Source organism: Sphingobacterium sp. NGMCC 1.201703 (genome assembly GCF_047784615.1).
In the GTDB taxonomy this organism is placed as follows: Bacteria; Bacteroidota; Bacteroidia; order Sphingobacteriales; family Sphingobacteriaceae; genus Sphingobacterium.
The window spans coordinates 274,711-301,415 of record NZ_JBLOHD010000006.1; the positions used below are offsets into that span (position 1 = coordinate 274,711).

Consider the following 26,705-nt stretch of genomic DNA (forward strand, 5'->3'; position numbering starts at 1 on the left):
GTACAACGCGGCCAAAAATAGTCTGTCAATTACTCGAGAATTCTACGAGCATGACAGCAACTACGATGTTAGTAGCACGATATAGGCTACTATTTTAAAACAAAAAAAGCCAGTAAAATACCGGCTTTTAATATAAGATTGTGAATTTGAAATCCAGGGGATTAAAGTATTTATATAGATCTCTAAAAAGGTTATCACCATATTTTACGTACAGTAAGGCAAAATTTTCAGATCGCTCTTGTAGTCCTCCTCCGGGAAAGAGTTTTTCTTTTACATTGTCGATATCCGCCAATGCATGCTGATGGTTTCGTTTTTCGGCTTTCATCAACTTTTTCTCCAAATTGTTCATCGCCTTTTTCAAACGAGCTTTTATCGCCTCGGTGCTGGGTCCTAGACTAGGATCAATTTTGTGTGTACGTAACCTTATCTTTCCAAAGATCGCATTCAGTTCCATCCACTCGTCATTAAGATTCAATCTTTCCTTCGTATGGCGACGCACATATTCTTTCTTCAAAACCTCCGCAGGGCGGAAGATACTTTTAAAAGTTAGATCGACACGGAAAAGCTTTGCTGCAACGTTATCCTCAGTAATCATGGCTGAATTTCGCGGGATCAAGATGGGGAAATCTATTTGGTACTGATCAAAATTAGATTTCAGCTGCATCCAATAGACCATCTCAGCACCACCACCAATATAAGCCAAATTAGGAAGGATAATTTCCTGATACATGGGGCGCATTACCACATTTGGACTAAAGCGTTCGGGATGAGCATCTATTTCTCTTTCCAGCTCTTCCTTGGTAAAATATATATTTTGATGCAGCACCTCATATCGACCATCAGCATTTAGCACCAAGCGTTCCCGAAACTCATCTGTAAGGTAGAAGAAATTAATCTCACGGGCATGCACCTGTGTCGAAAAGCCTTTTGACTCGAGTTCTTTCGATCGCTCCGTAATGGCTTTAAAGCTATTTTCGGATAAAATATCCGTTTTAATAATCGGCTTAAATAATTCTTTCAGCTCTTTATCGTCAGCATCAATAACCAGGAGACCGTAAGATTTAAAAAGCTCATTCACCATATAACGGGTCGCATCGGCCAGCTTACTATGCTTCAGATAGGCCTGTTCGACAATATGTGTAAGTTTAGCGGAATTCTCCGAGAGACCAAGAATATTGGTATATTGTTTTACCGCATCGGCAATCGATCCTGTATCCATTCGTCCCGTGGCCGCCACCGTGGGAGTATCCCAAACAATTTTCTTCCCATACACTTTGGTATGATTAATTTCTTCAAAATCATGATCCTCAGTTGCCATCCAATAAACGGGTATAAAGTTTTTGTCCGGATGTTTGCTCCGCAGGTCTTCTGACAGACGTATCGCTGTCATGATCTTAAATATAAAGTATAATGGACCCGTAAAGATATTCAATTGGTGACCAGTAGTAATGGTGTAGGTATTATCCAGCAACAACAAATCTATATTTTTGGCCACAACAGGAGAATCCCGCAACAAGGCCGCATATTGCTCTTTTAGGCGCTCTACGAGAATAGCACGGTGAGCAAATGGTTTCTTTTCTTGCACCTGTTTCTCAAATCCATCAAATGTAGGCCAGTGTCCAACAAAGGGTTTCAGCGCCTCATCATGAGCCAAATAGGCCAACAATGTTTTGGAGAAACTGTTTGTCTCACTGTATTCGATATAAGTTGCTTTCATATATGCTTATTGTACGATATACAAATGTATTTAGTTTAGGCAGACAAAATACTGATTTTTAATAAAAAGCCCGTTGCACTTTTAAATTATATCATTCTATTGACAAATGTCCAAATAAAATCCGGAGACTTTCATAGCAGTACGCATTATGAAAATCGACAGGGAAGCTTTTCGTCATTAAACCAAGGCGTAGATTTTGTTAATGCCTTAATAGAAAAAACGACTCAATCAAAAGCAGACACTTTCTAAAAAAATTGCCGTTTAAAAAAGTAGATCAGTTGTCTGAGAATTGGACATTTTCGAACCGCGCTGTAGTACATAAATAAAAAAAGACAGAAGGAGCCACCCGTTTTGGGCAGCTCCTTCCATATATTTTATTCATGATCTGTATCGATCAGGCCGGTATTATCTTTTGACGATTCCACCATAGAGATCGAAATCCTCCGCACGGTCGATTTTTACCTGCACAAAATCACCAATACGCGCATAAGAATCCGCTGCAGAAATCAACACCTCATTGTCCACTTCCGGCGAATCATACTCTGTGCGTCCGATAAAATAATCGCCGTCCACACGATCAACCAGCACCTTATAGGTATTACCCACTTTCGATTGATTGATCTCATAAGAAATACCCTGTTGAACTTCCATAATAGCCTCAACGCGCTCCTCTTTTACCTCTTGCGGGACATTATCTTCCAGGGTATGGGCATGCGTCTTCTCTTCATGAGAATAGGTAAAACAGCCCAAACGATCAAAACGGGTTTCCTCTACCCATTCCAACATTTCCTGAAAGTCCTGTTCAGTCTCGCCCGGATATCCACAGATCAATGTCGTACGCAATGCGATATCGGGTACTTTATCGCGAATAGCATTAACCAGATCAATCTGCTTTTGTTTAGTAGTTCCTCTGCGCATGGATTTCAACATGGGGTCTGAGATATGCTGTAATGGCATATCCAGGTAATTGCAGATATTTGAACGCTCATTCATTGCATCCAAAATATCCATGGGAAACCCGGAAGGATAAGCATACTGTAAACGGATCCACTCAATACCATCCACATCAGACAAATGACGCATCAAATCGGAAAGATTACGTTTACCATAGATATCCAATCCATAATAAGTTAAATCCTGTGCAATTAAAATCAATTCCTTGGTTCCGTTTGACGCCAAGAATTTAGCTTCTTTAACTAGATCGTCAATTGATTTGGAAACGTGCTTACCACGCATCAAGGGTATCGCACAGAATGAACATGGGCGGTTACAACCTTCTGCGATCTTAAAATAAGAAAAGTGGGAAGGAGTGGTCAATAAGCGTTCGCCCAATAATTCATGGCGATAGTCTGCTCCGATAGAAGAAAGTAAATCAGGCAGATCATTTGTCCCGAAATAAGCGTCCACACTTGGTATTTCTGCTTGCAATTCGGGCTTATAACGTTCGGAAAGACATCCGGTGACAATCACTTTGTTAATCTTACCCTGGTCCTTTAATTCGGAATATTGCAAAATTGCATCAATAGATTCTTGTTTGGCATTGTCAATGAAACCGCAAGTATTGATGACAACAATATCATTCTCCTGTATATTTGATGCTTCATGGACCACCTCCATCTGATTACCTTTCAACTGGCCCATCAGCACTTCACTATCGTGAATATTTTTCGAACAGCCCAAAGTAACCACGTTGACACGGGGTTTATTGATCGATGGGGCAGGTTTCGTATATTTTGTCTTCATATGATTAGAAGGGTTTGTCTAGAAACAAAGGGAATTCTTAACTAAGAAAACAAGGGATTAAACATGTTCACTAGATCCTTAATCTGATTATTAACCATTCCCGGTAAAGAATGAAAGCCTTATTTCTGACAATTATTTTAGTATTCTATTTGAAAAGGGAGTCTACAAATTCCTTTTTATTAAATAATTGGAGATCGCCTATTTTTTCACCGACGCCGATATATTTCACTGGGATTTTGAACTGATCGGATATCCCAATGACAACGCCTCCTTTTGCGGTTCCGTCCAATTTCGTCAGTGCCAGCGCATTTACATCGGTCGCCTGTGTAAATTGGGTACATTGCTCTATGGCATTCTGACCTGTAGAAGCATCTAAGACCAATAAAATTTCATGCGGAGCGCCGGGAACGACTTTTTGCATGACATTTTTAATTTTGGTCAATTCATTCATTAAGCCAACCTTATTGTGTAGGCGGCCAGCGGTATCAATAATACAAACATCTTCTCCATTCGCTACAGCAGATTTAACCGTATCATAAGCTACTGAAGCGGGATCAGAACCCATTGCTTGTGCCACAACTCGTACACCAACACGCTCGCCCCACAGTTTAAGCTGATCAACTGCAGCAGCCCTAAAGGTATCTGCAGCTCCTAAAACCACCTTACTTCCTGCCTGTTTAAGCTGATGGGCAAGCTTACCAATTGTGGTTGTCTTCCCCACACCATTGACGCCGACGACCATAATAACATAAGGCTTATGATCCCCATAATTAAAGTTTTCAAAATCTGAGCTATTATTTTCAGCGAGTAGGGTCTGAATCTCCTCTTTCAATAAATTGTTCAATTCTGAAGTGGAAACGTATTTATCTCTAGCAACACGCGCCTGGATACGGTCGATGATTTTTAAAGTCGTTGTAACTCCGACATCAGAAGTAACCAAAACCTCTTCCAGATTATCAAGGACATCATCATCCACGGTAGATTTACCAACTACCGCTTTCGTTATCTTGGAAAGAAATCCTTCTTTGGTTTTTTCCAAGCCTTTGTCTAAGGCTTGTTCTTCTTCTTGTGTTTGTGGCTTTTTCTTAAAAAAATCAAATAATCCCATGGAGTGTTTAGTGAAAATTGATGTCCAAATATAAACAAATGTCCTCAACAAAAAAAGCCCTTTCGGTAGGATACCAAAACGGCTATTTTTATCGAATTCTTTTTAAAGAAAAACTTTAAAAAAGGAAAATGCTACTAGTTATTTTTTTGAGCTTCTGCAACTACGTCTTTCACTTTATCGTTGTGAACCATACCTTCTTTGAAAGTATACGCGCCAGTTTTTGCAGATTTAGTAGTAACAATAACCTTTGTAAATTCTTTACCGCCACCTTTTTGTAACGATGCAACTGCTTTCTTTGCCATGGTATTTTAAATATTTTTACTCAGCCCTCTATTGCAAGTGCTAAGATGGGTGAATTACTTAATTTCTTTATGAACAGTAACTTTTCTCAATACTGGGTTGAATTTTTTCAACTCTAAACGCTCAGTTGTGTTCTTTTTGTTTTTAGTAGTGATGTAACGAGACATTCCCGGAAGACCACTTTCTTTGTGTTCAGTACATTCTAAGATAACTTGTACTCTATTTCCTTTTTTAGCCATTGTTTTACTTTATTTTGAATCCTAATGCTAGGATTGAAATTCATGAATAATCTTAATGTAACAGGCGATAAATCAATATTAAATTGATCCTTTAACGATAAATTTATTGATCGCAGCTGTAATACCGTTCTTGTTGATAGTTTTGATAGCAGAAGTAGATACTTTCAACGTAATCCAACGATCTTCTTCTGGAATGTAAAAACGTTTAGTTTGTAAATTTGGATAGAATTTACGTTTAGTTTTAACGTTTGAGTGAGAAACGTTATTTCCTGTTAACGCTGCTTTGCCTGTTAAATCACAAATTCTTGACATGATATTATCTTTTTTTGTTGTCTTTATTACAATATATTAATCCTTTGCACTCTCTGCAAAGAGTTTGCAAATATCTATATTTTTTTTTAGATAAGCAACAACATTATGGGAATTATTTTTAAAAATAGTTCTACACAGGAATGGTATGGGCAAAAATAAAGCATTTTATTGTATTATATTTGCTCTGTAAAGAAAAATAGTTTTCAACAATTCACATTTATGAACAAATATCTTCGCAAGGGCTTAAGAGAAATAATCATTGGTGTATTATTGGTTATCCTTGGTTACTACCTGATGGAACAACGGTCCAATTGGTATAAACTAGCTATGCTCATCGGAGTGATTACCTTCAGTATCGGCTTTCTGACATTAATCTATAGAATGATTCGAAAAGTAGACCGCAATGCAATTATTGAGATGCGGGAAGAGGCCCATAAGGAAGATATTCATAAAAAAGATAAAGAAGGAGATGCTGAACAAAACTAGGGGTATTGTCCTAAAAACAACCAATTATTCGGAAAGCAGCCTTGTCGCACAAATATATACCGAGTCATTTGGTATGCAATCTTACCTCATTGCTGGCGCACGTAAGCCCAAAGCAAAAATCAAAGCCAACATCTTACAGCCTTTACATCTTCTCGAAATCATCGCAACACATAAGGATAATGGTTCGCTACAACGTATTTCGGAAGCACGGCAAACGCCGGTATTGCAGGAAATTCCTTATGATATTGTAAAAAGCTCGCTCGCACTTTTCTTAAATGAAATCTTATATAAAGTATTGAAAGAACAGGAAAGCGATCCTTATTTATTTGAATTTATCCATCAGTCGATCCGTTGGCTGGATGAAACACATTTAAATCTGGCCAATTTCCATTTGGTATTTTTAATAAAACTGACACGCTTTCTTGGTTTTTATCCAACCACAACCAAGCAATCGCTGCCTTATTTTAACTTACATGAGGCAACTTTCTCAAATAGTCTCCCAGAACACCCGCTGGTACTTCAGGAGCCACACACTTCCATTTTCCGCAGCTTAATCGAATCCGAATACTCGACTAGTGACCATATTAAAATGTCTAGTACAGATCGACAATTTCTATTGGAAAAGTTACTGGACTTTTATAGAATCCACCGCACAAATTTCAGAGAAATAAAATCATTGTATATCCTAGAGGAAATCTTCCGATAGCAAGCAACAGCAATTATTTTTAAATAGATCTTCCCAACGGCAATATATTTCTGGCCCAAAAAATACACGCAATAGCGTATAAATACACAACAGGAGTGCTATTTTAAATTATCATTAATTGCCCCTTCATCATCCCCCTAATAATTGTTTAATCAGATAAATTCTTGGTACATTTATTGTAACAGAATCATATTAACAAATGATTTACTAACACATATTTTTCACCTAAAAATCTCAAAATTATATGGAAATTAAAGATTGGTTTTTAAAAGTTGTAAGGGACAATTATGCAAACTTTAATGGACGTGCTCGTCGTAAAGAGTACTGGATGTTTTTTCTGGCAAATGTTCTCATTGGAGTAGTCTTTGGAATACTCGGGCAAATTGCAAGTGTATTTTCTTACATTTCCTATCTAATAAGCTTAGCTCTACTTATTCCAGGCATTGCTGTTGCAGTACGTCGATTACATGATACGAATAAATCGGGCTGGTTTTTACTATTGGCACTTATCCCATTGGTCAACCTATACTTGATTTACCTGATGGTTATTGAAGGCGACAAAGGTCCAAATCAGTATGGTCCAGATCCAAAGGCAGAGGAAAATGGAGCAAATCACCCCTTCAATCAAGCACAAGATCCATTTGGTTCTTCACAACCAAGAGATCCGTTTGGTAGCTCACAGGCACCTGATTCACCTTCAACTCCGCCCGCTGATAGAGATCCATTCGCATAGTAATCAAGCAGAATACATAAAAAGAGCGTTCATTTAATAAATGAACGCTCTTTTTATGTATTCTTTTTAGTAAATGCTGAATTTTCAGCAAAAGACCTCTGCGATCAATGTCTATGCTTTTTCTTTTGTTGCCCTGGAGCAAAATCTCTTGCAGATTGCTCTCCATAATATTTTTTTGCCTGACCGGGAGGCATACCTTTCGATTTATGCTTGTGTCTATGTCCATGTCCATGATACGTGGAGTAACAAGCCGACATAGAAATGGCCATAACAGCAGCAAAGATCAATAATAACGAACGTTTCATGTTAAATTGAATATATTTAAACATGTTATTACAATTATCAGTCCAATTTTTTTCAAAAAAAAAGCCCAAGCAGTAGCATGGGCTTTTTCACAATAAATATATCTTGAATCTAATTAGATAACTCTTACATTTACCGCATTAAGACCTTTACGGCCTTGTTCAACTTCGTAAGAAACATTGTCATTCTCACGAACTTTGTCAACTAATCCTGAAACGTGAACAAAAATTTCGCTCTCGCCTGAATTAGGGATGATGAAACCGAAACCTTTGGTCTCATTAAAGAATTTTACTTTACCTTCTTGCATGGCACTATTTTATTAATTTCCCTAAAGGTATAGAAATAAAATCAAAAATCTTAACGTTTTTATTTTTTTTATCCGTTAAACTTTTTTGTCAACTTTGGCTCCAATCTTGTAGCAATGCGATAATAGCAATCGTATTATTATAAAACTTTAAGATCGTAAAACATGAAAAAAATATTATTAGGACTGGCTTTTTTAGGTTTGATGACAAAACTAAACGCTCAACAAATGGTAAATAAAGAATTTGTATCTACAGTGGGTCGCGCAGAAGAAGAAGTGACTCCGGACATCATCTATATAGATGTTACACTAAAAGAGTTTTATGATAATGGAAACACGAAGAAAAAAGTTGCAATAGACAAGTTAGAAAAAGATCTTTTTGACTCAGCAACAAAAGCCGGTGTTAAAAAAGAAGATTTTACGATCCAGAATATCTGGAGCTATAATACCCCTGAAAAAAAGAAAAAGGACACGGATATACTACTTTCCAGACAATACCGAATTAAAGTAACGAACTTAAACAACTTAGATCAGTTGTTGGATGGAGTCGATAAAGCAGGCATTCAAAGCACCTACATCAGCGAATATGATTATTCAAAGAAAAAGGAGCTTGAAAAGACCTTAAAAACGAAAGCTGTGTTAGATGCGAAAGCGAATGCACAGATTCTTGCCGAAGCAGCAGGGCAGAAAATCGGTAAAGCGATCGTGCTTTCAGAAACACCGCAACAGATTATTTTTGGTGTTCAACCAATGATGCGTAATGCAATGTATAAAGGCGCCATGGCTGAAGCGGCAGACGCTGCTGGTGAAAATGGCCTTGACTTAAATATCAGGCCAATGAAAGTGACCAGCGAAATCAGCGCTTCTTTCGAATTATTGTAATCATGCATAGAGAATTATCTCCAGAAGATAAAAAGAAACGATTAGACCATGATTTCGGTTGGATCAACCGAATATCCTGGTTAATGGATAATCAGTTCAAGATTGGCAATTTCCGGTTCGGATTGGATCCGATCTTGAATCTGATTCCCTTAGGGGGTGCTATTGCCGGATTTGGCACGTCATTAGTCCTAGTCATTGCCATGTGGCGAAATGGAGCTAGTCCAAAATTAGTGATCCGTATGCTGCTCAATATCAGCCTCGACGCTATCTTGGGAAGCATCCCTTTTCTGGGTAATATTTTCGATTTTTACAGCAAGGCCAATGAGAAGAATATCAAACTACTACGTGAGCACTATTATGAGGGCCGACATAAAGGTTCGGGCATCGGTATTATCTTGACGATCGTATTGATCCTATTTATCTTAATCGCTGCTACTTGTTACCTGATCTGGATTTTCTTTTCTTGGGCATTTTCGCTGCTAAACGGGATTTCTTTCTAAGATCAAGACCTTTTTATATCACTTCCCCTTGCAGCACAGCTTGGATATAAAAACAATTGTGCATATCTAATATCTATTTAATAATTTTGATAGCAGTAGATCCCGTAGTGAGGCGATCTCCCAACACTAATTTTAGCATTAAAAAATGAGCAAAAAAAGAATATTTGCCCTGCTTCTGGTTGCCATCATGCTTGCGGCCATTCTAACAAACCCGAGCAAGGAGGAGCACGAAAAAATTGTCCGTGCAAAAGCTGAGCAATTATTAAAAAATCAGCTTCATGCAAAAGATCAAGCCTTTTTCGGCTTGGGGATGCAACTTTTCGGAAATAATTTAGTGGACAATTTTGTCCAGAATTCGATCGTTGTAGACAATTATTACCTCTTTTCTCTTACCAAGATAAAATGGCAAGGCACAGAACAGATTATTGGTGGTGGCGCATTTAAACAGGTTTGGTTGAGTCCCAAGATTGATGAAAAAGCGGATGAAATCATTGCCGCATTGAAAAAAATCTAATATGTCTTTAGAAATCCTTTACGAAGACGAGTCCATCGTAGCCATCAATAAACCGCATGGCCTTTTGGTGCATCGCTCTTCGATTGCGCGCGACACCTCCGAATTTGCCCTTCAAATACTACGTGATCAGCTCGGGAAAACGGTATATCCTGCTCATCGCCTTGACCGTAAAACCGGCGGGGTGCTTTTGTTCTCACTGAACAAAGAAACGGACCAATATCTCCAAAAAAGTTTTCAGGAACATCAGATAGACAAAAAGTACCTTGCCCTACTGAGAGGCTTTGCTCCTGAGGAAGGCCTAATTGACTATCCATTGAAAAAAGAAAATGGTACCATACAGGAAGCCCAGACATCGTTCAGGTTACTAGCCAAAAGTGAATTGGATATTCCTTTCGGAAAATTCCCAACCTCGCGTTACAGTCTTGTTGAAGCCAACCCACTTACTGGCCGTATGCATCAACTGCGGCGTCACTTTGCGCACATCTTTTATCCCATTATCGGTGATCGTCCGCATGGCTGTAATAAGCAAAATAAATTCTGGAAAGAGAACTATCAGATGGATACGATGCTACTGCATGCCTCTGAATTAACCTTCAGACATCCCCAGTCAGGCGAAACTATTCATATAAAAGCAGCAATCCAATCCGAATTCCAGAAAGTACTTGGAATCCTAAATATAAATGAACGATGTTAAAATTAATTCTCGAAGCATTTATCAGCATATCAGGCATCGCCGCGGCATCTGGGATCGTCTATAATAACGATGAACTTCATATTGTCTCGGACAATAGCAATTATCTATATAGCTATAACCTTGCTCAGCAACGCCTATCCAAAACGGCTCTATTGGAAGCTGAACCCATGGAAAATATCAGTAAAGCGAACAAAATGGATCTTGAATCCATTACTTTCGATGGCAAGCGCTACTACCTATATGGCTCAGGGTCAACTGAAAAGAGAAACAACCGGTTTATTTGGGACGGAAACAAAGTCGTGAAGGAAGACTATAGCGAAATCTATGCGCGTTTAATGAGGAAATTTAAGATCAGTAAATCGGACTTCAACATCGAGGGAGTGCTGCATATTGACGACCGGATCTTGTTTTTCAACAGAGGAAATGGCCCAAAAGGCATCAATGCGATTTTAGAATACAACAGTAAAGCTGAAGAGAAATCGCGCTGTATTCCAATCGAGTTACCCAAGTTAAATGGAATCAGTACCGGTTTTTCGGATGCCACACTTGTCGGTGAAGACATTTATTTTATCGCAACTGCAGAAGATGCAAAATCGACCTATCTCGATGGCGAGATCGCTGGATCTTTACTTGGTAAGATATCAGCAAATCTGTCTTCCAAACTGGAAGTATTTCAAATACCCGAAAATCACAAGTTTGAGGGAATCACCCTCAAGGAGAAAACCGACAACGGTTTAATTTTCTTACTCTGCGAAGATGCTGATACAGAAGATGCTGAACTGACGGTTTATTCGTTGAAAGTAACGAATTAAATCGTTTGTTCTAAAATAGATTCAAAGCTAGGAATCACGTATATTTTATTAAATTTGCAACTGATTAAAACTTAATTTTTATGTTAAAAAATACTGCCCTTTCGGAGACACACATTGCTTTAGGAGCAAAGATGGTTCCCTTCGCAGGCTTCAACATGCCAGTGCAATATACTGGTATCAATGATGAGCACGAAACAGTTCGTACAGGTGTAGGAGTTTTTGATGTAAGCCACATGGGCGAATTCATCCTTAAAGGTGAAAAAGCACTGGATCTTCTTCAAAAAATCTCTTCCAACGATGTATCGAAATTATATGACGGTAAAGTTCAATATGCTTATATTCCAAACGAAACAGGTGGTGTTGTAGACGATTTTCTAACATATCGTATAGACGATAAGACCTATTTTCTGGTTGTCAATGCTTCCAATATCGAAAAAGACTGGAACTGGATTTCCAAATACAATACCGATGGTGTAGAAATGAAAAACATTTCTGACCAGACTTCTTTATTTGCTGTTCAAGGACCTAAAGCAGCGGATGCTTTACAATCGCTGACAGATATCGAGCTTGCCCCAATGGAATACTATACTTTTGCCAAAGGTACTTTTGCTGGTGTAGAAAACGTATTGGTATCAGCCACCGGCTATACTGGCGCAGGTGGTTTCGAAATTTATGTTGCCAATGAAGATGCACAAAAAGTTTGGGATGCTATTTTTGAAGCCGGAAAAGCTTACGGAATTAAACCTATCGGATTGGGCGCTCGTGATACGCTACGTCTAGAAATGGGTTTCTGCCTTTATGGAAATGATATCGACGACAATACCTCTCCTTTAGAAGCTGGCTTAGGTTGGGTAACTAAGTTTACAAAAGACTTCGTAAACTCCGCCGCACTTAAAGCTGAAAAAGAAGCTGGACTTAAAAAGAAACTGGTTGGTTTTGAAATGATCGACAGAGGTATCCCGCGTCACGATTATGAGATCGTAGATGCTGATGGCAATGTAATCGGTCGGGTTACTTCGGGAACGCAATCTCCGACATTGAAAAAATCGGTAGGTTTGGGTTACGTAGATACTGCGTTCGCAAAAGACGGTACAGATATCTTTATCCATATCCGTAATCAAAAAGTTAAAGCTAAAGTAACGAAACCTCCATTTGTCAAATAAAAACAAATGTAGACAATACAAAAAGAGCAGAAGACGATCGTTTTCTGCTCTTTTTGTATGTTATAAGTAAGAAACTCCACTCTTATTTATTTTTTCCTTTCGCTTGCTTAGCAGCATATGCCTGTTTTTTTTCACGATCCTTTTCTTGGATAACAACTTTTATCCGCTTGCTTAAAACAACCTTAAGGTAAATCAGGACGACCAAAAATGCGATAGACAATCCTGTCACCAACATATTTCCGGCTTTATACCCCTCAAATCCACAATAAGCCAAAAATACAATGGCCAAGTTCAATACAATATTCAGTATAAAATATTTTGTCATATTACTTTTTTGTTAATCCCAATACACGTGGTCGCCACACAAAGAAATAGAAAATTCCGCCGATAATATTAAGCAGTACGATAGCCAGTGCCATCAACATCCGCTCAGCATTGGAAATAGTCCTGGAAAGCATAATTTCCCGCAAGGCCAATATCACCCATAAGAGGGACAATAAAATAGAGAGGCTACCTAATACAGGGAAGATCCCTAAGTTTAAGAGCCGAGTTAATAGGGCTACGATATAAAAAGCAAGACTAAACAAGAAAGCTTGTTTAGTCTGATGCTCCAAGTTTTTCATATTAATAAACGTCTAACTCTGGATCGATTTCCTCTTTCCAGGCCAAGATACCGCCTTTTAAATTTGCTAGATTATCAAATCCTTGTTGCTCCAACAACATAATTGCCTGTGCTGAACGTTTTCCGGAACGACACTGAACGATAACGGGTTTATCCTTCGCAATCTTATCTGCTTCAATCAGGATTCCTGATAGGGGGATATTCAAACCGTTCAGATTTGAAACTTCATATTCAAATGACTCACGCACATCAATCAATTGAAAATCTTCATTGTTATCGATCTTATTCTTTAATTCTTGTACAGATACTTCTTTCATTGTCAAATAATTTATAATCAAATATACTACATTTTTTTCTGAATTGTCTTTCTTCAAAAGCCATCAGAACATTCATGCTTGTCGCTAATAACAGAACGACGAAATTTTATTGAATGCATTTCATTCCTGAAGGGCCAACAAGATCCTTCATTTAAACTTTACCGTTTTGAGGGTAACGGTATTTACCCATTATGGGCCTGCTAGCACGAATTTCTACAAAAATTACAGCCGAAATCATTATCTTCATCCGAACATAACTAATTTTATGAATTCAGCACCTAAAATATCTTTAGTATTTTCGCTAATCGCCCTATGCTCCATGACATTTGGGCAGCAAGTGATTTCCGAACAACAACGTCAGGGCGTGAGCCGTATCTTAAATACTTTGGCATCGGATGATATGCGTGGACGATCGGCCCTGACAAAAGACATTGAGCCGGCGGCAGATTTTATCGCCGGAGAAATGAAAAAAATAGGGCTCAAACCTTATGCGGAAGAATCTTTCAGACAGACATTCCAACTGGACAAACTCTCGCCCAAAAGCAATGTGGCCGCGATCAATAAAAAGGCAATTCCTGCTGAGCATATCATATCACTGGGCAGCCATGTTGACCTCAAATGGAACGAAAAAAGTCCTGTAAGGATTACCCATATCGCTTCTGGGGCTGATTTCTCCCAAGCCTTTCGTGAACAGTCCTTATCCAAGGAAAATACGATCGTGCTGGTAGACCCTTCGTTTGAAGCCTCTTTTGTTCGTTTTGGCCAGATGCTCAACAAGCCCAAATTTGTGGAGGATCCGAACATACAAAAACCGTCCATAGTTTATCTGCTAAGCTCAGAAAAACCGAAAACATTTGATATTCATATCCAACGTGATCTTCAGCACTTCCCACTTTTTAATGTTGCCGGAATTATTCCCGGAAAGAGTAAGCCAAATGAATATGTAATCTTCTCTGGCCATTATGATCATATTGGTATATTACCTGCTGTTGGACAGGACTCGATAGCCAATGGAGCAGATGACGATGCTTCGGGAGTAACAGCGATGCTCACCCTTGCAGATTACTACAAGAAGAAAAATAACAATGAAAGGACGCTTATTTTTGTGGCCTTTACAGCCGAAGAACTCGGAATGTATGGCTCAAAATATTTTTCCAACCACATCAATGCCGATCAGGTCGTGGCTATGATCAATATGGAGATGATCGGAAAAGATTCAAAATTTGGTCCTAATACAGTATATATAACAGGCTATGATCAATCTGACTTGGGTAAATTGATGCAGGAAAACCTAAAAAACACGGCTTTCAAATTTTATCCAGATCCTTATACAAAACAAAATTTATTCTATCGCAGTGATAATGCCGTGTTAGCGGCAAAAGGTGTTCCCGCACATTCGTTTTCTACCTCCCAAATGGACAAAGATGAGTATTACCATACGGTAAAGGACGAAGTCAGCACCTTAAACGTTCAAAATATTATTTCCAGTATAGAAGCAATCGCGATCGGTACATCAGGCATTGTAGAAGGCAAACAAACGCCTTCACGTGTAGAAAAATTAAAGGATTAATAGGCGGTGCGGTCTATTGTCCGCTGCATCACATAATCATTTAATACATAATCATAATACGGAATATCGACGGTTTCGACAACCTGGAAACCCTGCTTTAGATAGAAATGATAAGCAGGGTTATTTCTATTGACATTGAGTTCCAATATATCTTTGCCTTTGGTTTTTGCTTTTTCAACAGCAAAATCAATTAATGCCTTCCCAAAACCTTTTCCCTGCACATGAGGCATCAAATAAAGTTTTTCGATACGGAGTTTATCTTCAAAAGTCTTTAGTGCAACAAAGCCCTGGCCGATACCGTCTTCCTTTAATATATAAAAAAACTGTCCATTTACCATTCCCTCAGCTAAGCCCTCGACGGTATAACTTTTCTCCAACATGAAATCAATCTGCTCTTTCGAAAGTATTTCTCCATAGGCGTCAGGCCATATAATGTGGGCCATATTGGAAATGCTACGGATATCTGTCTGTTCTGCTAATTCTATTGTTATCATGAGATTGTCTCTCCTATTAAAATATATTTTGATTTCGAAAACTCAAGCTTAAATAAACCATCCCTTTCAGTTTCATATAGGTCAGCTCCTATCTTCCGAAGGCCTGCTGTTGTGATTTCTTCTCCCTGGGAGTCTATTCTTAGTTGTTCACCGCCCATTTTCCATTTTGTAAAACCGGTTGTGACAAAATAATAACGCGTGCCCCGGGCTAATAATACAATATTGATCTGGTCCAAATAGGGCTGATAGGATGTATGATCTATTTGATCTGTAATAATATTAACTGCCTTATATTGATGTTTAATAAGATATTCAATGGCCGATTGTAAGAAATTATCACGATATGGGATGACTTTTGAATTTTCCTGAATTGGATCCGCAAGCCTTTTGGCAAAAACAATGTCAAACTTATATCCTCTGGCATCCAGTGGCTCAACAAGATTATTTTCGATAGCAATAGTAGGGCTCCATTCCAACAGTTGTCCCAAATCTTCTTCTTCGATCAGAAAAAGGTCTTCAATCAGCAGAGCGGGTTCCTGGTTCTCTCGGACAATATGATGTGATGACATTTCGAAAGATCTAATAACCTAATCTGCGCAAGGTGATATACGCCATTAACCCTGTGCTGATCTCCAACGAGGACTCGTCAACATCGAAGGTCGGTGTATGCACCGCAGAAGTTATTCCTTTCGATTTATTTCCTGTACCCAGTCGGTAGAAACAAGCATTGATTTCTTGTGAGTAGTAGGAAAAATCTTCCGCAGCTGGCCAAAGATCTAAATCCACGACATTCTCTTTTCCAAGATATTCCTCCGCAAAAGTACGCGCACTCTTCGTCAGTTCAGGCTCATTGATCAAAAATGGATAGCCTTTTCGAACTTCAAAATCACAGGTAGCACCCATACTTTCAGCGATTCCGACAGCCATTTTCACCATCTTTTCATGTGCTTCAGCACGCCAGCGCTCATCGAATGTTCGGAATGTACCTTCGAGATACACTTGATCAGGTACAATATTTGTCGCACCATTCGCAATGATTTTACCAAAAGACAACACCGTCGGAGTGCGGGGGTCCGCAAAGCGGCTCGCAACCTGTTGTAAAGCGGTAATTATATGTGCTGTGATAACAATAGGATCGATATTCTGATGGGGATGTGCACCGTGTCCACCCCTTCCTTTTACGGTCATAAACAGCTCATCACAGGAAGCCATATACTTCCCTTCACGAAATCCGACTTTGCCTACCTCGATAAAGGGCATTACATGTTGACCTATTATAGCGGAAGGTGCAGGATTTTGTAACGCGCCTTCCTTGATCATAATGGATGCTCCTCCGGGCAAACGTTCCTCGCCTGGCTGAAAGATTAATTTCACTGTACCGCCAAATTCAGCTTTCAAACGATGTAATATCTTCGCGGTCCCCAAAAGCGAGGATGTATGAACATCATGGCCGCAAGCATGCATGACACCTGGGTTATTGGAGCCATAAGGTCTTCCTTCCATTTCCTGAATGGGCAATGCATCCATATCCGCACGTAAAGCGATAACTTCGTCAGAAGGAAGTTCACCACGAATTAGTGCAACAATACCCGTATCTGCTTTGGCCTCGTAAGGAATGCCTAGTTGATCCAACTGTGTCTTTACAAATGCCGAAGTATTATATTCTTCAAAGGAAAGTTCAGGGTTTTGATGAAGATGTCTACGGTTAGCGACTGTATCTTCAAAATATTGATGGGCTAAGGCCAGGACTTTTTCTTTCGTACTTGCCATGAGGTTGTTTGATTTATTGATAGACAAAAACGCTTTCTGAAAAGACGAAAACGTTACTAAAATATTGACGCAGCTCACGCATAAACGCATTTGCTTCGGAACGACTTCTAAAGTCGCCCACCTTCACCCGGTAATTAGGTTCATCATAGGTGATATAGGTGTCAACATCTTTATACATTCCCCGGAAACGAGTTTGTTCTGAAAAAGCTTGATTTCGGCTGGATCCAGCGAAAATCTGCACACGAAAACCCCGTACCTTGACGCGTGTTGCAGCAGAACGAACAACAGGTTTAGAAGGGACTGTGGTGGTTTTGCTTTCGATAGGATTGATTCCCATTATTGCCCTAAAATTTTGAAGTTGTGTAATCAAAGAATCTTTGGTTACAATAACTCCGCCCTTTTCCTGTGCTTTTACATGAACAATCGTAAATAGCACAAGTGCATGTATGAAAATCAATCCTCTCTTCAGCATAGTTTAACCTTTCTTATCGATTAGTTATTTGCGCCGTGGCAATTTTTATATTTTTTTCCAGAACCACAAGGACATTCGTCATTGCGTCCTACTGTATTCTCATTACGGATAGGCTCTTTCGGACCTTCATTCACATCCTCTTCACTAACGCCTGTAGGGGAAACCAGCTCTGCTTTTGTTTCAACCGTCTTTACAGGAGCTTGAGTTACTTGTCTAGCCTGTAATGAAGTTGTTTCCTGTCCTGGGATCTCACCTTTGAAAATAAAGCTCACGACATCCTTGTTCATAGAAGCCAACATAGACTTGAACAAGTTAAAGGCTTCCATTTTATAGATAATGATTGGATCCTTTTGTTCATAAACAGCATTTTGAACGGATTGTTTTAGATCATCCATTTCACGTAAATGCTCTTTCCATGCTTCGTCGATCAATGCTAGGACGATACCTTTTTCAAAAGATTTGAAAACCTCTTTACCATTGGTGTCGATCGCTTTTTTCAGATTAGCAGAAACCTGGATACCACGTACACCATCTGTAAATGGAATAACGACATTCTCAACAATTTGACCGCGTTCTGCGTATACATTGTTTAATACAGGAACTGTCAATGCACCAATAGCATCTATTTTATGGTGATATGCTCTAATTGCCTGGTCAAAAAGACGGTCTGTCAACCCTTCGATCTTTCCTTGCGCAAATTCTTCAGCAGTGATTTCTGGTGTAATAGCAAAGATACGGATAACCTCAATTTGGAAGTCTTCGTAGTTACCTTGCTCTTTTGCTTCGGCAACGATCTCTTCAGCAACATCAAAAATCATGTTATTCAAATCCACATCCAAACGCTCGCCAAACAAAGCATTTTTACGTTTAGAATAGATTACTGTACGTTGGGAGTTCATGACGTCATCATATTCCAATAGACGTTTACGAATTCCAAAGTTGTTCTCCTCGACTTTACGCTGTGCACGCTCGATAGATTTGGTCAACATACTGTGTTGCATCACTTCACCTTCTTCAACACCCATTTTCACCATGATATTGGAGATTCTTTCAGAAGCAAATAAGCGCATTAAGTTATCTTCCAACGAAACGAAGAATTGTGATGATCCCGGATCTCCCTGACGACCTGCACGACCACGTAACTGACGGTCAACACGACGGGATTCATGTCTTTCAGTACCGATAATGGCAAGACCTCCCGCGTTTTTCACAGCTTCGGCCAATTTAATATCCGTACCACGACCAGCCATATTTGTGGCAATAGTTACTTGTCCGGGGCGACCTGCTTCGGCTACAATATCAGCCTCTTTTTGGTGCAATTTTGCATTCAATACGTTATGTTTGATTTTACGTAACTGAAGCATACGACTCAACAACTCGGAAATTTCAACTGATGTTGTACCAACCAACACCGGGCGACCTTGTTCTGTCAATCGTTGAATTTCTTCTGCTACCGCATTGTATTTTTCGCGCGCAGTACGGTAAATCAAATCTTGACGGTCCTCACGTTGGATACCACGATTTGTAGGGATTTCAACAACATCCAATTTATAGATTTCCCAAAGCTCGCCAGCTTCTGTTGAAGCAGTACCAGTCATCCCCGAAAGTTTGTGGTACATACGGAAGTAATTCTGTAAAGTAATCGTCGCGTACGTTTGTGTCGCATCTTCGACCTTTACATTTTCTTTCGCTTCGATAGCCTGGTGCAAACCGTCTGAGTAACGACGCCCATCCATGATACGGCCAGTTTGCTCATCGACAATTTTTACTTTACCCTCGTCCACGATATATTCCACATCATTCTCAAACAAAGTATATGCTTTCAATAACTGGTTGATTGAGTGAATACGGTCAGCCTTAATCGAATAATCGCGCAATAAGTCCTCTTTCTGAGCTGCTTTTTCTTCCAAAGTCAACGAAGACTTTTCAATTTCCGCAATCTCAGTACCCACATCAGGTAAAATAAAGAATGAAGGATCCTCGCCTGTCGCTGTGATCAATTCAATCCCTTTTTCTGTCAGTTCAACCTGATTATTCTTCTCATCAATGACAAAATAAAGTTCTGCATCAACTTTAGGCATATTTTTATTTTGCTCTTGCATATAGTAGTTCTCTACTTTTTGCAAAATAGAACGGTTCGCACCTTCACTTAAGAATTTGATTAATGCTTTATTTTTAGGTAAACCTCTATAAGCTCTTAATAAAGCCAGACCTCCACCTTCTACATCAGAATCACCTGCAGCCAAAGCTTTTTTGGCATCATTTAATACGGTATTGATGTAGGCTTTCTGAACATGTACCAAACGCTCGATACGTGGTTTCAATTGATAGAACTCATGCTGATCACCACGAGGGATCGGTCCGGAAATAATCAAAGGTGTACGGGCATCGTCAATTAATACCGAGTCAACCTCATCGACCATCGCAAAATGCAATTTTCCCTGCACCAATGCATCTGGCGTCTGCACCATGTTATCACGCAAATAGTCGAAGCCAAATTCGTTGTTCGTTCCATATACGATATCAGCTTGGTAAGCTTTACGACGTTGAGGAGAGTTTGGTTGGTGTTTATCAATACAATCTACCGATAAACCGTGGAATTCAAATAGCGGAGCGTTCCATTCAGAGTCACGGCGTGCAAGATAGTCATTCACAGTCACGATATGTACCCCTTGTCCAGAAAGCGCGTTCAGGTAAGTTGGCAGGGTTCCAACTAATGTCTTACCCTCACCCGTAGCCATCTCGGCAATTTTCCCGCTATGTAGTACGATACCACCGATCAACTGTACATCATAATGTACCATGTTCCAGGTAACCTCAGTCCCTGCAGCCATCCATTTGTTTTTCCAAATGGCTTTATCTCCATTGATGATAACATTCGGCTTGTAGACAGCCAATTCTCTGTCAAAATCGCTGGCAGTAACTTCCAGTTCTTCATTTTCAGTCAAACGTCTTGAGGTTTCCTTCACCACGGCAAAGGCCTCTGGTAAAATGTCCTTCAATACCTCTTCCAACTTCTTATCACGGTCTTTGGACAATTTGTCCACTTGTTCGTAAATCGAAGTTTTCTTTGCCATATCTTCCTCGTCTTGATCCGCCTCTGCTTTTAGCGTATCTATCTCCTGGTCAATATCTGCGAGGTAATTCTTAATTCTTTCTTTGAAGTCAGCGGTCTTGGCACGTAACTCGTCATTGGTTAGATTTGAAAGTTTATCATATTCAGCTTTGATTTGCTCTACAACTGGCTGAATCCCCTTGATATCTCTTTCGGATTTACTTCCAAATAATTTACTTAAAAACTTTAACATAATTTTTTTTCTATCTCAACTAAAGATTTTGTACAATAATGACTCCAAAGTAAAATTGCAGACAATTTGACACTAATCGGGCAAATTTAGTTATTAGATATGATATCTAACAGCTTACCCTTATTTTTTTTGCGTTATTTTTTTCCGCCGGATATGCAGCCTATTCTCCTTTTCGCTAATTATCCCACTCTCTATGTTTTCTTGCTATAATTATCCCTATCGTTTTCTATCCAGATCAAAAATAGCTATACTTAAAAACATGGCTGATCCTTCCCGTACAGACGATTAAAGTAGACAAGGGCTAAATAAAGTTGGGCAATACTATGAAAGAAAAAGTTTTTTATCCGAATGCGGGATAAAGCCCATTTCCTGTGCTTTTTCAAACATTTTAGTAATGGCATTACGCCCTTCAGCCCCCAGTTCGACCGAATACTTATTGACATAAAGCTCAATATGCTTATACATCACCTCCTCGCTCATTTCCTGCGCATGGCTACGGATAAACTCCAAGCCGGACTTTGGATTTGAAAAAGCAAACTCTACGCTCTCTTTTAAAATTGTGTTAAGCGTATCTTTCACATCCTTTGGCAACGACCTCTTCACGACGATACCTCCCAGGGGAATCGGAAATTTTGTCGTACTTTCCCAATATTCGCCGAGATCAACCACCTTATACAATCCTTTTTCTGCGTAAGTAAACCGATTTTCATGAATAATAAGTCCCAAATCAATTGAACCATCCAATAATGCACCCTCAATATCGGAAAAAACCAGCTCTATTTTATTGGTTAATTCCGGAAATGCCAGGCCTAACAGGAAATTCGCCGTCGTAAACTTACCCGGATATCCGACCTTCAACTTATCAAATTCGCCTAAACCTTCACCATTCTGCAGTTTATCCTGAAGTTTTTTTGCCAAATCGGCATCCTTAGCAATAAGCATTGGCCCTACACCAAAGCCCAGAGCGCTACCCGCATCCAAGAGTTCATAGTCTTCAACGGCATAAGCAAATGCATGATAACTCAGTTTGGTGATATCAAGATCTCCTTGGAAGGCCTTTAAATTTAATGTCTCAACGTCTTGATACGCTACTTCAAACTCCAGCCCTTTTGTATCGATCTTATGATGGATCAAGGCGTCAAATATAAATGTATCGTTTGGACAGGGAGAAAACCCCAATGTTAATTTCATCTTATTCTTCTTAAAATATGGACAGATAAAAATTTCGTAAACAAGTACTGTGCCGCCACTTATTTACATGTTGTTTATACCGTCACTTTATGTGTAATTAAATATAATATCATGGCCAAAAATGTCATGAGAATAATTCCTTTTCCTATTTGATCATTACCTGAACGGTATGCAAACCTTAAGAAAATCAAATCGATCAATACGGCAATGGTATAGGTTGCCATTGGCTTCTCGGGCAGAAAATGAAGTTCGATATCGGTGAAACGCACCAACAAAAATGCCAGCAAGGGAAAAGCAATTCCTATGCCCGAGCCTACCCAAAGATTATTTTTCACCTTTGCTATGTTTTGTTTTACCTTCCAAATGGTCAAAACTCCATGAATTCAGTTCGGGTATGGCATGATGTGCAGTCATATCAAACTGCGTAGGAACAACCGATACATAGCCATTTGCCAGCGCATAGCTATCCGTATCTTCCCCCCGATCCTGCAAAACAAATTTTCCCGTGGTCCAATAATAATCACGGTTGTGGGGGTCTATACGCTCATCAAATTCCTCCACCCAATGTCCTCCAGCCTGTCTACAGATTTTAATCCCCTTGAACCCTTGCGTTTGCGGAAAATTAACATTCAGCAAGGTGTTTTTAGGTAGGCCGTTGGCCAAGACCTGTTCTGTTATGGAAATTACATATGGCCTACAGTAGCTAAAGTCTGCATCATGAGAAAAATTATCCAACGAAAAACCGACAGACGGTATTCCTTCGATCGCCCCCTCCACCGCAGCGGACATTGTTCCTGAATACAGCACATTGATGGAATTGTTGAGTCCATGGTTAATCCCGGACACGCAGATATCCGGCTTCTGCCCTTTGAAGACTTTATTCACCGCAAGCTTGACACAATCAACGGGTGTTCCTGAACATTGATACATCTCCACTCCTTCGTAGAGATTGATTTTATCCAATCGCAGCGGCCGACCGAGCGTGATCGCATGTCCCATCCCCGATTGTGCTGAATCCGGTGCGACGACAACCACATTGCCAATCTTTTGCATTTCTTCCAACAACACCTTAATCCCCGGAGCTGTGATACCATCGTCGTTAACAACTAAAATATTCGGTTTCTTCTTTACCATATACGAAGTTAGCAAATCTGAAACCGAGATGTAAATAATAAGGACAATTTTAATTCATAGAAACGCTCATTGGGGCTATTGAGTACAGGATTGGTCTCGTTTTCTAGGAATTAGAACCCAAAAGGATTAACTTTGAGCTTGCCAAAACGGGCGGAGGATCTGCGCCGATTTGGTCAACGCTGCCATTTTATGTACGGTGTCGCCATAGCCTTTGTAAAGATCATGATAAGCTACAAAATAATCTTCCAGCAGATCATATACCTGTAATAATACGGACAGGAAATCCTCTAGGTCAGTGCTCAACGATTCAACATCGACATTCATATCGCTGGCAAACTCAAATACCTCATCCAGTACCTTGAATTTTAAAGGATCTAATGGTTTTTCATATCTGTAATACTTATCTACAATATCATTGTATACTTGCTCACGCAGGGCAATACGATCATAGAATCTCACCGTACGCCGATGCGCTTCTTCAATTTTTAGGTAACAGTCACGCAGTTCGATCTGTAATTTGATATCCACATCAGCCAGCGGCTGCTCCTGATTTAGCTCTCCTGTCTCCTTGTACCATTCCAGCATATCTGTCAAGTCGGCAATTTCTGCATCAAGATCTGCCAGCGCGATGGACTCCAATAGGGTATTCCCTCTTTCCTCTACGAAGCGAGTTTTCATGAACCAGGCTTGATCATGTGATTTTCTATACGCCAATAATGCTCCTTCTTCCAATTGGCTAGGGGAGCCAATATCCTCTGTCAGGTAATTTATCGTTCTTAACGGATGGTTGATCGTGATATTTCTCATATCCATGGTTATTGTTTATTCTAAATTGGCAATCGCTTATTTAAAGCTAACAAAGAAAAAATATATTCGGTAAAAAAGTGGCAATTTCCCTCTGCTATGCCTAAGGGAAATTACCACTATTAACCGTTACACGATATAACATCGTACGGAATCACTGTAAACAGGTGTAGGATCGGGTCCCAAATAAGTTACACGAAACTCGTATTCCTGCAAATGTTCGAGGTCTCTGATTGAAACCTTCGATTTTGGACTAATGACTGTTGTCCAGGCATTTGCACCGACCGCACGGTACTCAAATTGGTAGAAGCGCGCTGATTGCCATGATTTGACTCCCAGCTCAGCCATCAGCAAGCCTTGTGCCCCCAATTGTACGGTCAATCCGGTTGGCTTCGGAGAAATACCGACGTAGCCTGCGTTTGCTTTGTCCTTTGACGGAATAAATCCCGCTGCCAGAATTAGGTTGGCATCTCCGTTTGCGACAAGCTCTACATGTAATGAAAGATGGTACAAAGCCTGTTTCAGCCTAGCTCCGTGCTGATTTTTGATAACGACTTGACGCTTATCGCGATAATTCGCTTCGGTAATACCATCTCGGAAAAGCTCGAGAACTACACCCAGATCCGCCAGAAGTGTCGTGGCTTCGGGGAAAAGACTTGCGTTTTCAGTAGATTTTTTGAAAACATTTTCAGCATACTTAAGCAGTTTTGCTTCAGTGTTAGTTTGATTTGATACTGTTGGCTTTGCCATAATTGTAATAATTTAAAATGTAAATAAATTTGTTAATGGCTCAAATCTACGACAGCCTCCTGGCGAAAATGGGGGCAAAATCGGCCAACTTTTCGGCGAAACAGGACTTTCTGTTGCCGATTTTGCCCCCTCCATTGAAAAATAGACTAAAAATCATAACCAGCTCCCCCTTAAAGTCACATTTTAGTGGTAAGCAAACACTTACTGTTGGGATCCTGCTTTTGGTTAAATGCATTCAGCTTTTCATCAAATGATACCAGTGATGAACCAAATGATATCAGCGATGAACCAAATGAGTTCAGACTTGAAAATATTTTGATCTCGTTTGATCAAAAAGTTAATCCATTTGGATGATCGCTGATCTCGAATGGACCAAAGCAGAGCTGTTTTAGAGGAAATGTAATCAAGGATAAGAGAAACGATCTTACTGTTTGCTCAAATGAAGGCAGTGTTGAGCTGACGTTAAACTCATTTGAACAAAAGATGAACTCATCTCGGTCATCACTGATCTCGTTTACAACAACAGCATCCTCATTTGAAGCGAGCTTGCTTGCTTTTGACACAAATGGACTATGGGATTAGAGAAACCAGGTCTTGTTCGAATAGGATGAGGCATAATTTTATCCCAGTGAACGAATTGATTTCTTAACAAAAGGCTCTTTTTTACGTCTTTGAGCTCTAAATTCATTGGGACCTATTCCAAATCGCTTTTTAAATTGTCGGGAAAAGTTCTTTGCACAAGCAAAATTAAGCGAGAATGCGATGGAAGCTAATGTATCATCGGTGTGCAGCAGATATTCTTTTGCATCCAACAATCGATATTCGAGGATCATACCGACGACGGTAAAGGATTTCCCTTCAAAGCTACGTGAGAGTTTACGCACGCTTACATTCATTGCATCGGCGATCTTGGTGACCGAGATATCCTCGTCACTAAAATGTTGACGGATATAACGAACAGCGTTATGATAAAGCATTGCATCGCTGTTATCAGCAGCAGGTTGAGCTGGCTTTAAGTCCTGAAACAGTTGCTGGAATAACCGCAAGTTCCAATTTGCTAGCTGAAAGCCTGTACCAAAAGAGCGAAATTCAAAACGTTGCAACGACGCTAAAATAGCATATAGCTTGCTCTGGATCGGGGTATGGCCAAAATAAAATTCAGTTTGTTGATTACTACCGGTTATTAAAGTCTTCAGTTTGGGATACTCGATCATTAAACCGTCCAAATGTTTTCCCGCGATCCCCAATGTCAGAAACCATGACTTTCCTTCATGAAGTACTAATTCGGGCGACTGTTCTTTCAGTTGATAGCAATGAGCCTGTCCCGATGAAATCACTAATGGCGCTGTCAATTTAAGTTTTCCATTGCCAACGAAATGAAGATGGATCCAAAAGGAATAATCATCCGTTTTTATAGGAACAGAAAATGGCTTATCAATGCTTTCCTGCTTGCATTCAATCCACGCGAAGTCAGCGGTCTGGAATATGCGTTGGTTTGCTATTGCTATTGGCAACAGTAGTTGCCCCTCCTCAGACTCTGGCAAAAAAGCCAAATAACCATCGTATTTTCTATTGGTATTTGATCGTGTATATAGTGATTGAACAAAATTCTGCTTGAGCATGCAAATAATTGGTGTCTTACATTAAATTTAATGACTTTATGTGTAACAACAAAACAGGCCATAATTTTGTTACGACCTATAAACCGGAAATTTCTCCCAGGGCTGTAACAGATCGAATATTACTGCTATCCTGAA

Annotated in this window: 32 protein-coding genes; 10 read left to right on the top strand and 22 right to left on the bottom strand. The window is 39.7% G+C overall.

Translation table 11 applies throughout. The annotated features are described in order from the left end of the window. Positions 1 to 127 precede the first annotated feature (127 nt). From bshC to rpmB, 6 genes are all read right to left on the bottom strand, one after another. Positions 128 to 1,717: a bacillithiol biosynthesis cysteine-adding enzyme BshC gene (bshC, locus tag ACK8HY_RS14670; protein ID WP_416134095.1), complete on the bottom strand. Its 1,590-nt coding sequence runs from the start codon at positions 1,715 to 1,717 to the stop codon at positions 128 to 130. A gap of 405 nt (positions 1,718 to 2,122) precedes the next feature. Continuing rightward, positions 2,123 to 3,460: a 30S ribosomal protein S12 methylthiotransferase RimO gene (gene rimO, locus ACK8HY_RS14675; RefSeq protein WP_416134096.1), complete on the bottom strand. Its 1,338-nt coding sequence runs from the start codon at positions 3,458 to 3,460 to the stop codon at positions 2,123 to 2,125. 145 nt (positions 3,461 to 3,605) lie between these two features. After that, on the bottom strand, positions 3,606 to 4,568 hold the full coding sequence (ftsY, locus tag ACK8HY_RS14680; RefSeq protein ID WP_077436836.1) for a signal recognition particle-docking protein FtsY: 963 nt from the start codon (positions 4,566 to 4,568) through the stop codon (positions 3,606 to 3,608). A gap of 134 nt (positions 4,569 to 4,702) precedes the next feature. Next, entirely contained in the window at positions 4,703 to 4,870 is a 168-nt protein-coding gene (locus ACK8HY_RS14685; protein WP_077436837.1) for a DUF4295 domain-containing protein, read from the bottom strand. A gap of 54 nt (positions 4,871 to 4,924) precedes the next feature. Further along, positions 4,925 to 5,107 carry a 50S ribosomal protein L33 gene (gene rpmG, locus ACK8HY_RS14690; protein ID WP_002998409.1) on the bottom strand — a complete coding sequence of 61 codons (183 nt, stop codon included), beginning with the start codon at positions 5,105 to 5,107 and terminating at the stop codon, positions 4,925 to 4,927. 78 nt (positions 5,108 to 5,185) lie between these two features. Beyond that, positions 5,186 to 5,419 carry a 50S ribosomal protein L28 gene (gene rpmB / locus ACK8HY_RS14695; RefSeq protein ID WP_046672597.1) on the bottom strand — a complete coding sequence of 78 codons (234 nt, stop codon included), beginning with the start codon at positions 5,417 to 5,419 and terminating at the stop codon, positions 5,186 to 5,188. Between the two features lie 219 nt (positions 5,420 to 5,638). Here rpmB and ACK8HY_RS14700 point away from each other — a divergent pair, with 219 nt between their 5' ends. The 3 genes from ACK8HY_RS14700 to ACK8HY_RS14710 all read left to right on the top strand — a co-directional run bounded on the left by ACK8HY_RS14700 (position 5,639) and on the right by ACK8HY_RS14710 (position 7,344). Next, a complete protein-coding gene (locus tag ACK8HY_RS14700; RefSeq protein WP_077436838.1) occupies positions 5,639 to 5,905 on the top strand; it encodes a hypothetical protein in 267 nt (88 codons plus the stop codon). Further along, on the top strand, positions 5,889 to 6,611 hold the full coding sequence (gene recO / locus ACK8HY_RS14705; RefSeq protein WP_077436839.1) for a DNA repair protein RecO: 723 nt from the start codon (positions 5,889 to 5,891) through the stop codon (positions 6,609 to 6,611). Before ACK8HY_RS14700 ends, recO begins: the two co-directional genes overlap by 17 nt. Positions 6,612 to 6,855: 244 nt before the next feature. After that, the gene (locus ACK8HY_RS14710) at positions 6,856 to 7,344 is read left to right on the top strand and encodes a DUF805 domain-containing protein (protein ID WP_416134097.1); all 489 of its coding nucleotides are present in this window, start codon (positions 6,856 to 6,858) and stop codon (positions 7,342 to 7,344) included. A 104-nt stretch (positions 7,345 to 7,448) separates the two neighbouring features. Here ACK8HY_RS14710 and ACK8HY_RS14715 read toward each other — a convergent pair whose 3' ends face one another. Continuing rightward, positions 7,449 to 7,649 (bottom strand): quinol oxidase subunit 4, encoded by a 201-nt coding sequence (locus tag ACK8HY_RS14715; protein WP_416134098.1) that lies wholly within the window; start codon positions 7,647 to 7,649, stop codon positions 7,449 to 7,451. Between the two features lie 113 nt (positions 7,650 to 7,762). Continuing rightward, a complete protein-coding gene (locus ACK8HY_RS14720; RefSeq protein WP_046672593.1) occupies positions 7,763 to 7,954 on the bottom strand; it encodes a cold-shock protein in 192 nt (63 codons plus the stop codon). A gap of 162 nt (positions 7,955 to 8,116) precedes the next feature. Here ACK8HY_RS14720 and ACK8HY_RS14725 point away from each other — a divergent pair, with 162 nt between their 5' ends. The 6 genes from ACK8HY_RS14725 to gcvT all read left to right on the top strand — a co-directional run bounded on the left by ACK8HY_RS14725 (position 8,117) and on the right by gcvT (position 12,516). Further along, positions 8,117 to 8,833 (top strand): SIMPL domain-containing protein, encoded by a 717-nt coding sequence (locus ACK8HY_RS14725; protein ID WP_077436842.1) that lies wholly within the window; start codon positions 8,117 to 8,119, stop codon positions 8,831 to 8,833. Between the two features lie 2 nt (positions 8,834 to 8,835). Beyond that, positions 8,836 to 9,333 (top strand): DUF4112 domain-containing protein, encoded by a 498-nt coding sequence (locus tag ACK8HY_RS14730; protein WP_416134099.1) that lies wholly within the window; start codon positions 8,836 to 8,838, stop codon positions 9,331 to 9,333. Positions 9,334 to 9,478: 145 nt separating this feature from the next. Beyond that, the gene (locus tag ACK8HY_RS14735) at positions 9,479 to 9,847 is read left to right on the top strand and encodes a DUF4359 domain-containing protein (RefSeq protein ID WP_077436844.1); all 369 of its coding nucleotides are present in this window, start codon (positions 9,479 to 9,481) and stop codon (positions 9,845 to 9,847) included. A 1-nt stretch (position 9,848) separates the two neighbouring features. After that, a complete protein-coding gene (locus ACK8HY_RS14740; RefSeq protein ID WP_416134100.1) occupies positions 9,849 to 10,541 on the top strand; it encodes a pseudouridine synthase in 693 nt (230 codons plus the stop codon). Next, the gene (locus ACK8HY_RS14745) at positions 10,535 to 11,353 is read left to right on the top strand and encodes a DUF6929 family protein (protein ID WP_416134101.1); all 819 of its coding nucleotides are present in this window, start codon (positions 10,535 to 10,537) and stop codon (positions 11,351 to 11,353) included. The genes ACK8HY_RS14740 and ACK8HY_RS14745 overlap by 7 nt, the downstream gene beginning before the upstream one ends. A gap of 80 nt (positions 11,354 to 11,433) precedes the next feature. Then, positions 11,434 to 12,516: a glycine cleavage system aminomethyltransferase GcvT gene (gene gcvT / locus ACK8HY_RS14750; RefSeq protein WP_077436847.1), complete on the top strand. Its 1,083-nt coding sequence runs from the start codon at positions 11,434 to 11,436 to the stop codon at positions 12,514 to 12,516. Positions 12,517 to 12,598: 82 nt separating this feature from the next. Here the strand turns inward: gcvT and ACK8HY_RS14755 are convergent, their stop codons facing one another. From ACK8HY_RS14755 to ACK8HY_RS14765, 3 genes are read right to left on the bottom strand one after another with little or no spacing between them, the layout of a single operon-like run. After that, complete coding sequence (locus ACK8HY_RS14755; RefSeq protein ID WP_077436848.1) at positions 12,599 to 12,841, bottom strand: DUF6358 family protein; 243 nt, start codon at positions 12,839 to 12,841, stop codon at positions 12,599 to 12,601. 1 nt (position 12,842) lies between these two features. Next, positions 12,843 to 13,139: a PLDc N-terminal domain-containing protein gene (locus tag ACK8HY_RS14760; protein ID WP_416134102.1), complete on the bottom strand. Its 297-nt coding sequence runs from the start codon at positions 13,137 to 13,139 to the stop codon at positions 12,843 to 12,845. 1 nt (position 13,140) lies between these two features. Next, the gene (locus ACK8HY_RS14765) at positions 13,141 to 13,455 is read right to left on the bottom strand and encodes a rhodanese-like domain-containing protein (RefSeq protein ID WP_070562591.1); all 315 of its coding nucleotides are present in this window, start codon (positions 13,453 to 13,455) and stop codon (positions 13,141 to 13,143) included. Positions 13,456 to 13,720: 265 nt separating this feature from the next. Between ACK8HY_RS14765 and ACK8HY_RS14770 the strand changes: the two genes are divergently transcribed. Continuing rightward, positions 13,721 to 15,025 carry a M20/M25/M40 family metallo-hydrolase gene (locus ACK8HY_RS14770; RefSeq protein WP_416134103.1) on the top strand — a complete coding sequence of 435 codons (1,305 nt, stop codon included), beginning with the start codon at positions 13,721 to 13,723 and terminating at the stop codon, positions 15,023 to 15,025. On the opposite strand, the gene ACK8HY_RS14775 is transcribed toward ACK8HY_RS14770, so the two are convergent. The 11 genes from ACK8HY_RS14775 to ACK8HY_RS14825 all read right to left on the bottom strand — a co-directional run bounded on the left by ACK8HY_RS14775 (position 15,022) and on the right by ACK8HY_RS14825 (position 26,570). Next, positions 15,022 to 15,519 carry a GNAT family N-acetyltransferase gene (locus tag ACK8HY_RS14775; protein ID WP_077436851.1) on the bottom strand — a complete coding sequence of 166 codons (498 nt, stop codon included), beginning with the start codon at positions 15,517 to 15,519 and terminating at the stop codon, positions 15,022 to 15,024. The two genes, ACK8HY_RS14770 and ACK8HY_RS14775, sit on opposite strands and share 4 nt — an antisense overlap. Continuing rightward, a complete protein-coding gene (locus ACK8HY_RS14780; protein ID WP_416134104.1) occupies positions 15,516 to 16,088 on the bottom strand; it encodes a thiamine diphosphokinase in 573 nt (190 codons plus the stop codon). The genes ACK8HY_RS14775 and ACK8HY_RS14780 overlap by 4 nt, the downstream gene beginning before the upstream one ends. Before the next feature lie 10 nt (positions 16,089 to 16,098). Continuing rightward, positions 16,099 to 17,289 (bottom strand): M20 metallopeptidase family protein, encoded by a 1,191-nt coding sequence (locus ACK8HY_RS14785; protein WP_416134105.1) that lies wholly within the window; start codon positions 17,287 to 17,289, stop codon positions 16,099 to 16,101. Between the two features lie 13 nt (positions 17,290 to 17,302). Continuing rightward, the gene (locus ACK8HY_RS14790; protein ID WP_077436854.1) at positions 17,303 to 17,761 is read right to left on the bottom strand and encodes an SPOR domain-containing protein; all 459 of its coding nucleotides are present in this window, start codon (positions 17,759 to 17,761) and stop codon (positions 17,303 to 17,305) included. Between the two features lie 20 nt (positions 17,762 to 17,781). Beyond that, positions 17,782 to 21,069: a preprotein translocase subunit SecA gene (gene secA, locus ACK8HY_RS14795; protein WP_416134106.1), complete on the bottom strand. Its 3,288-nt coding sequence runs from the start codon at positions 21,067 to 21,069 to the stop codon at positions 17,782 to 17,784. A gap of 321 nt (positions 21,070 to 21,390) precedes the next feature. After that, entirely contained in the window at positions 21,391 to 22,260 is an 870-nt protein-coding gene (locus tag ACK8HY_RS14800; protein WP_416134107.1) for a menaquinone biosynthesis family protein, read from the bottom strand. 74 nt (positions 22,261 to 22,334) lie between these two features. Next, positions 22,335 to 22,595: a hypothetical protein gene (locus tag ACK8HY_RS14805; RefSeq protein WP_416134108.1), complete on the bottom strand. Its 261-nt coding sequence runs from the start codon at positions 22,593 to 22,595 to the stop codon at positions 22,335 to 22,337. Continuing rightward, positions 22,585 to 23,394 carry a 5'/3'-nucleotidase SurE gene (gene surE, locus ACK8HY_RS14810; protein ID WP_416134109.1) on the bottom strand — a complete coding sequence of 270 codons (810 nt, stop codon included), beginning with the start codon at positions 23,392 to 23,394 and terminating at the stop codon, positions 22,585 to 22,587. Before surE ends, ACK8HY_RS14805 begins: the two co-directional genes overlap by 11 nt. Before the next feature lie 126 nt (positions 23,395 to 23,520). After that, entirely contained in the window at positions 23,521 to 24,201 is a 681-nt protein-coding gene (locus tag ACK8HY_RS14815) for a hypothetical protein (RefSeq protein WP_416134110.1), read from the bottom strand. Between the two features lie 126 nt (positions 24,202 to 24,327). Beyond that, on the bottom strand, positions 24,328 to 24,948 hold the full coding sequence (locus ACK8HY_RS14820) for a hypothetical protein (RefSeq protein WP_416134111.1): 621 nt from the start codon (positions 24,946 to 24,948) through the stop codon (positions 24,328 to 24,330). Positions 24,949 to 25,568: 620 nt separating this feature from the next. Then, positions 25,569 to 26,570, bottom strand: coding sequence for an AraC family transcriptional regulator (locus ACK8HY_RS14825; RefSeq protein ID WP_077436862.1), 1,002 nt, complete (start codon positions 26,568 to 26,570; stop codon positions 25,569 to 25,571). Between the last annotated feature and the right edge of the window lie 135 nt (positions 26,571 to 26,705).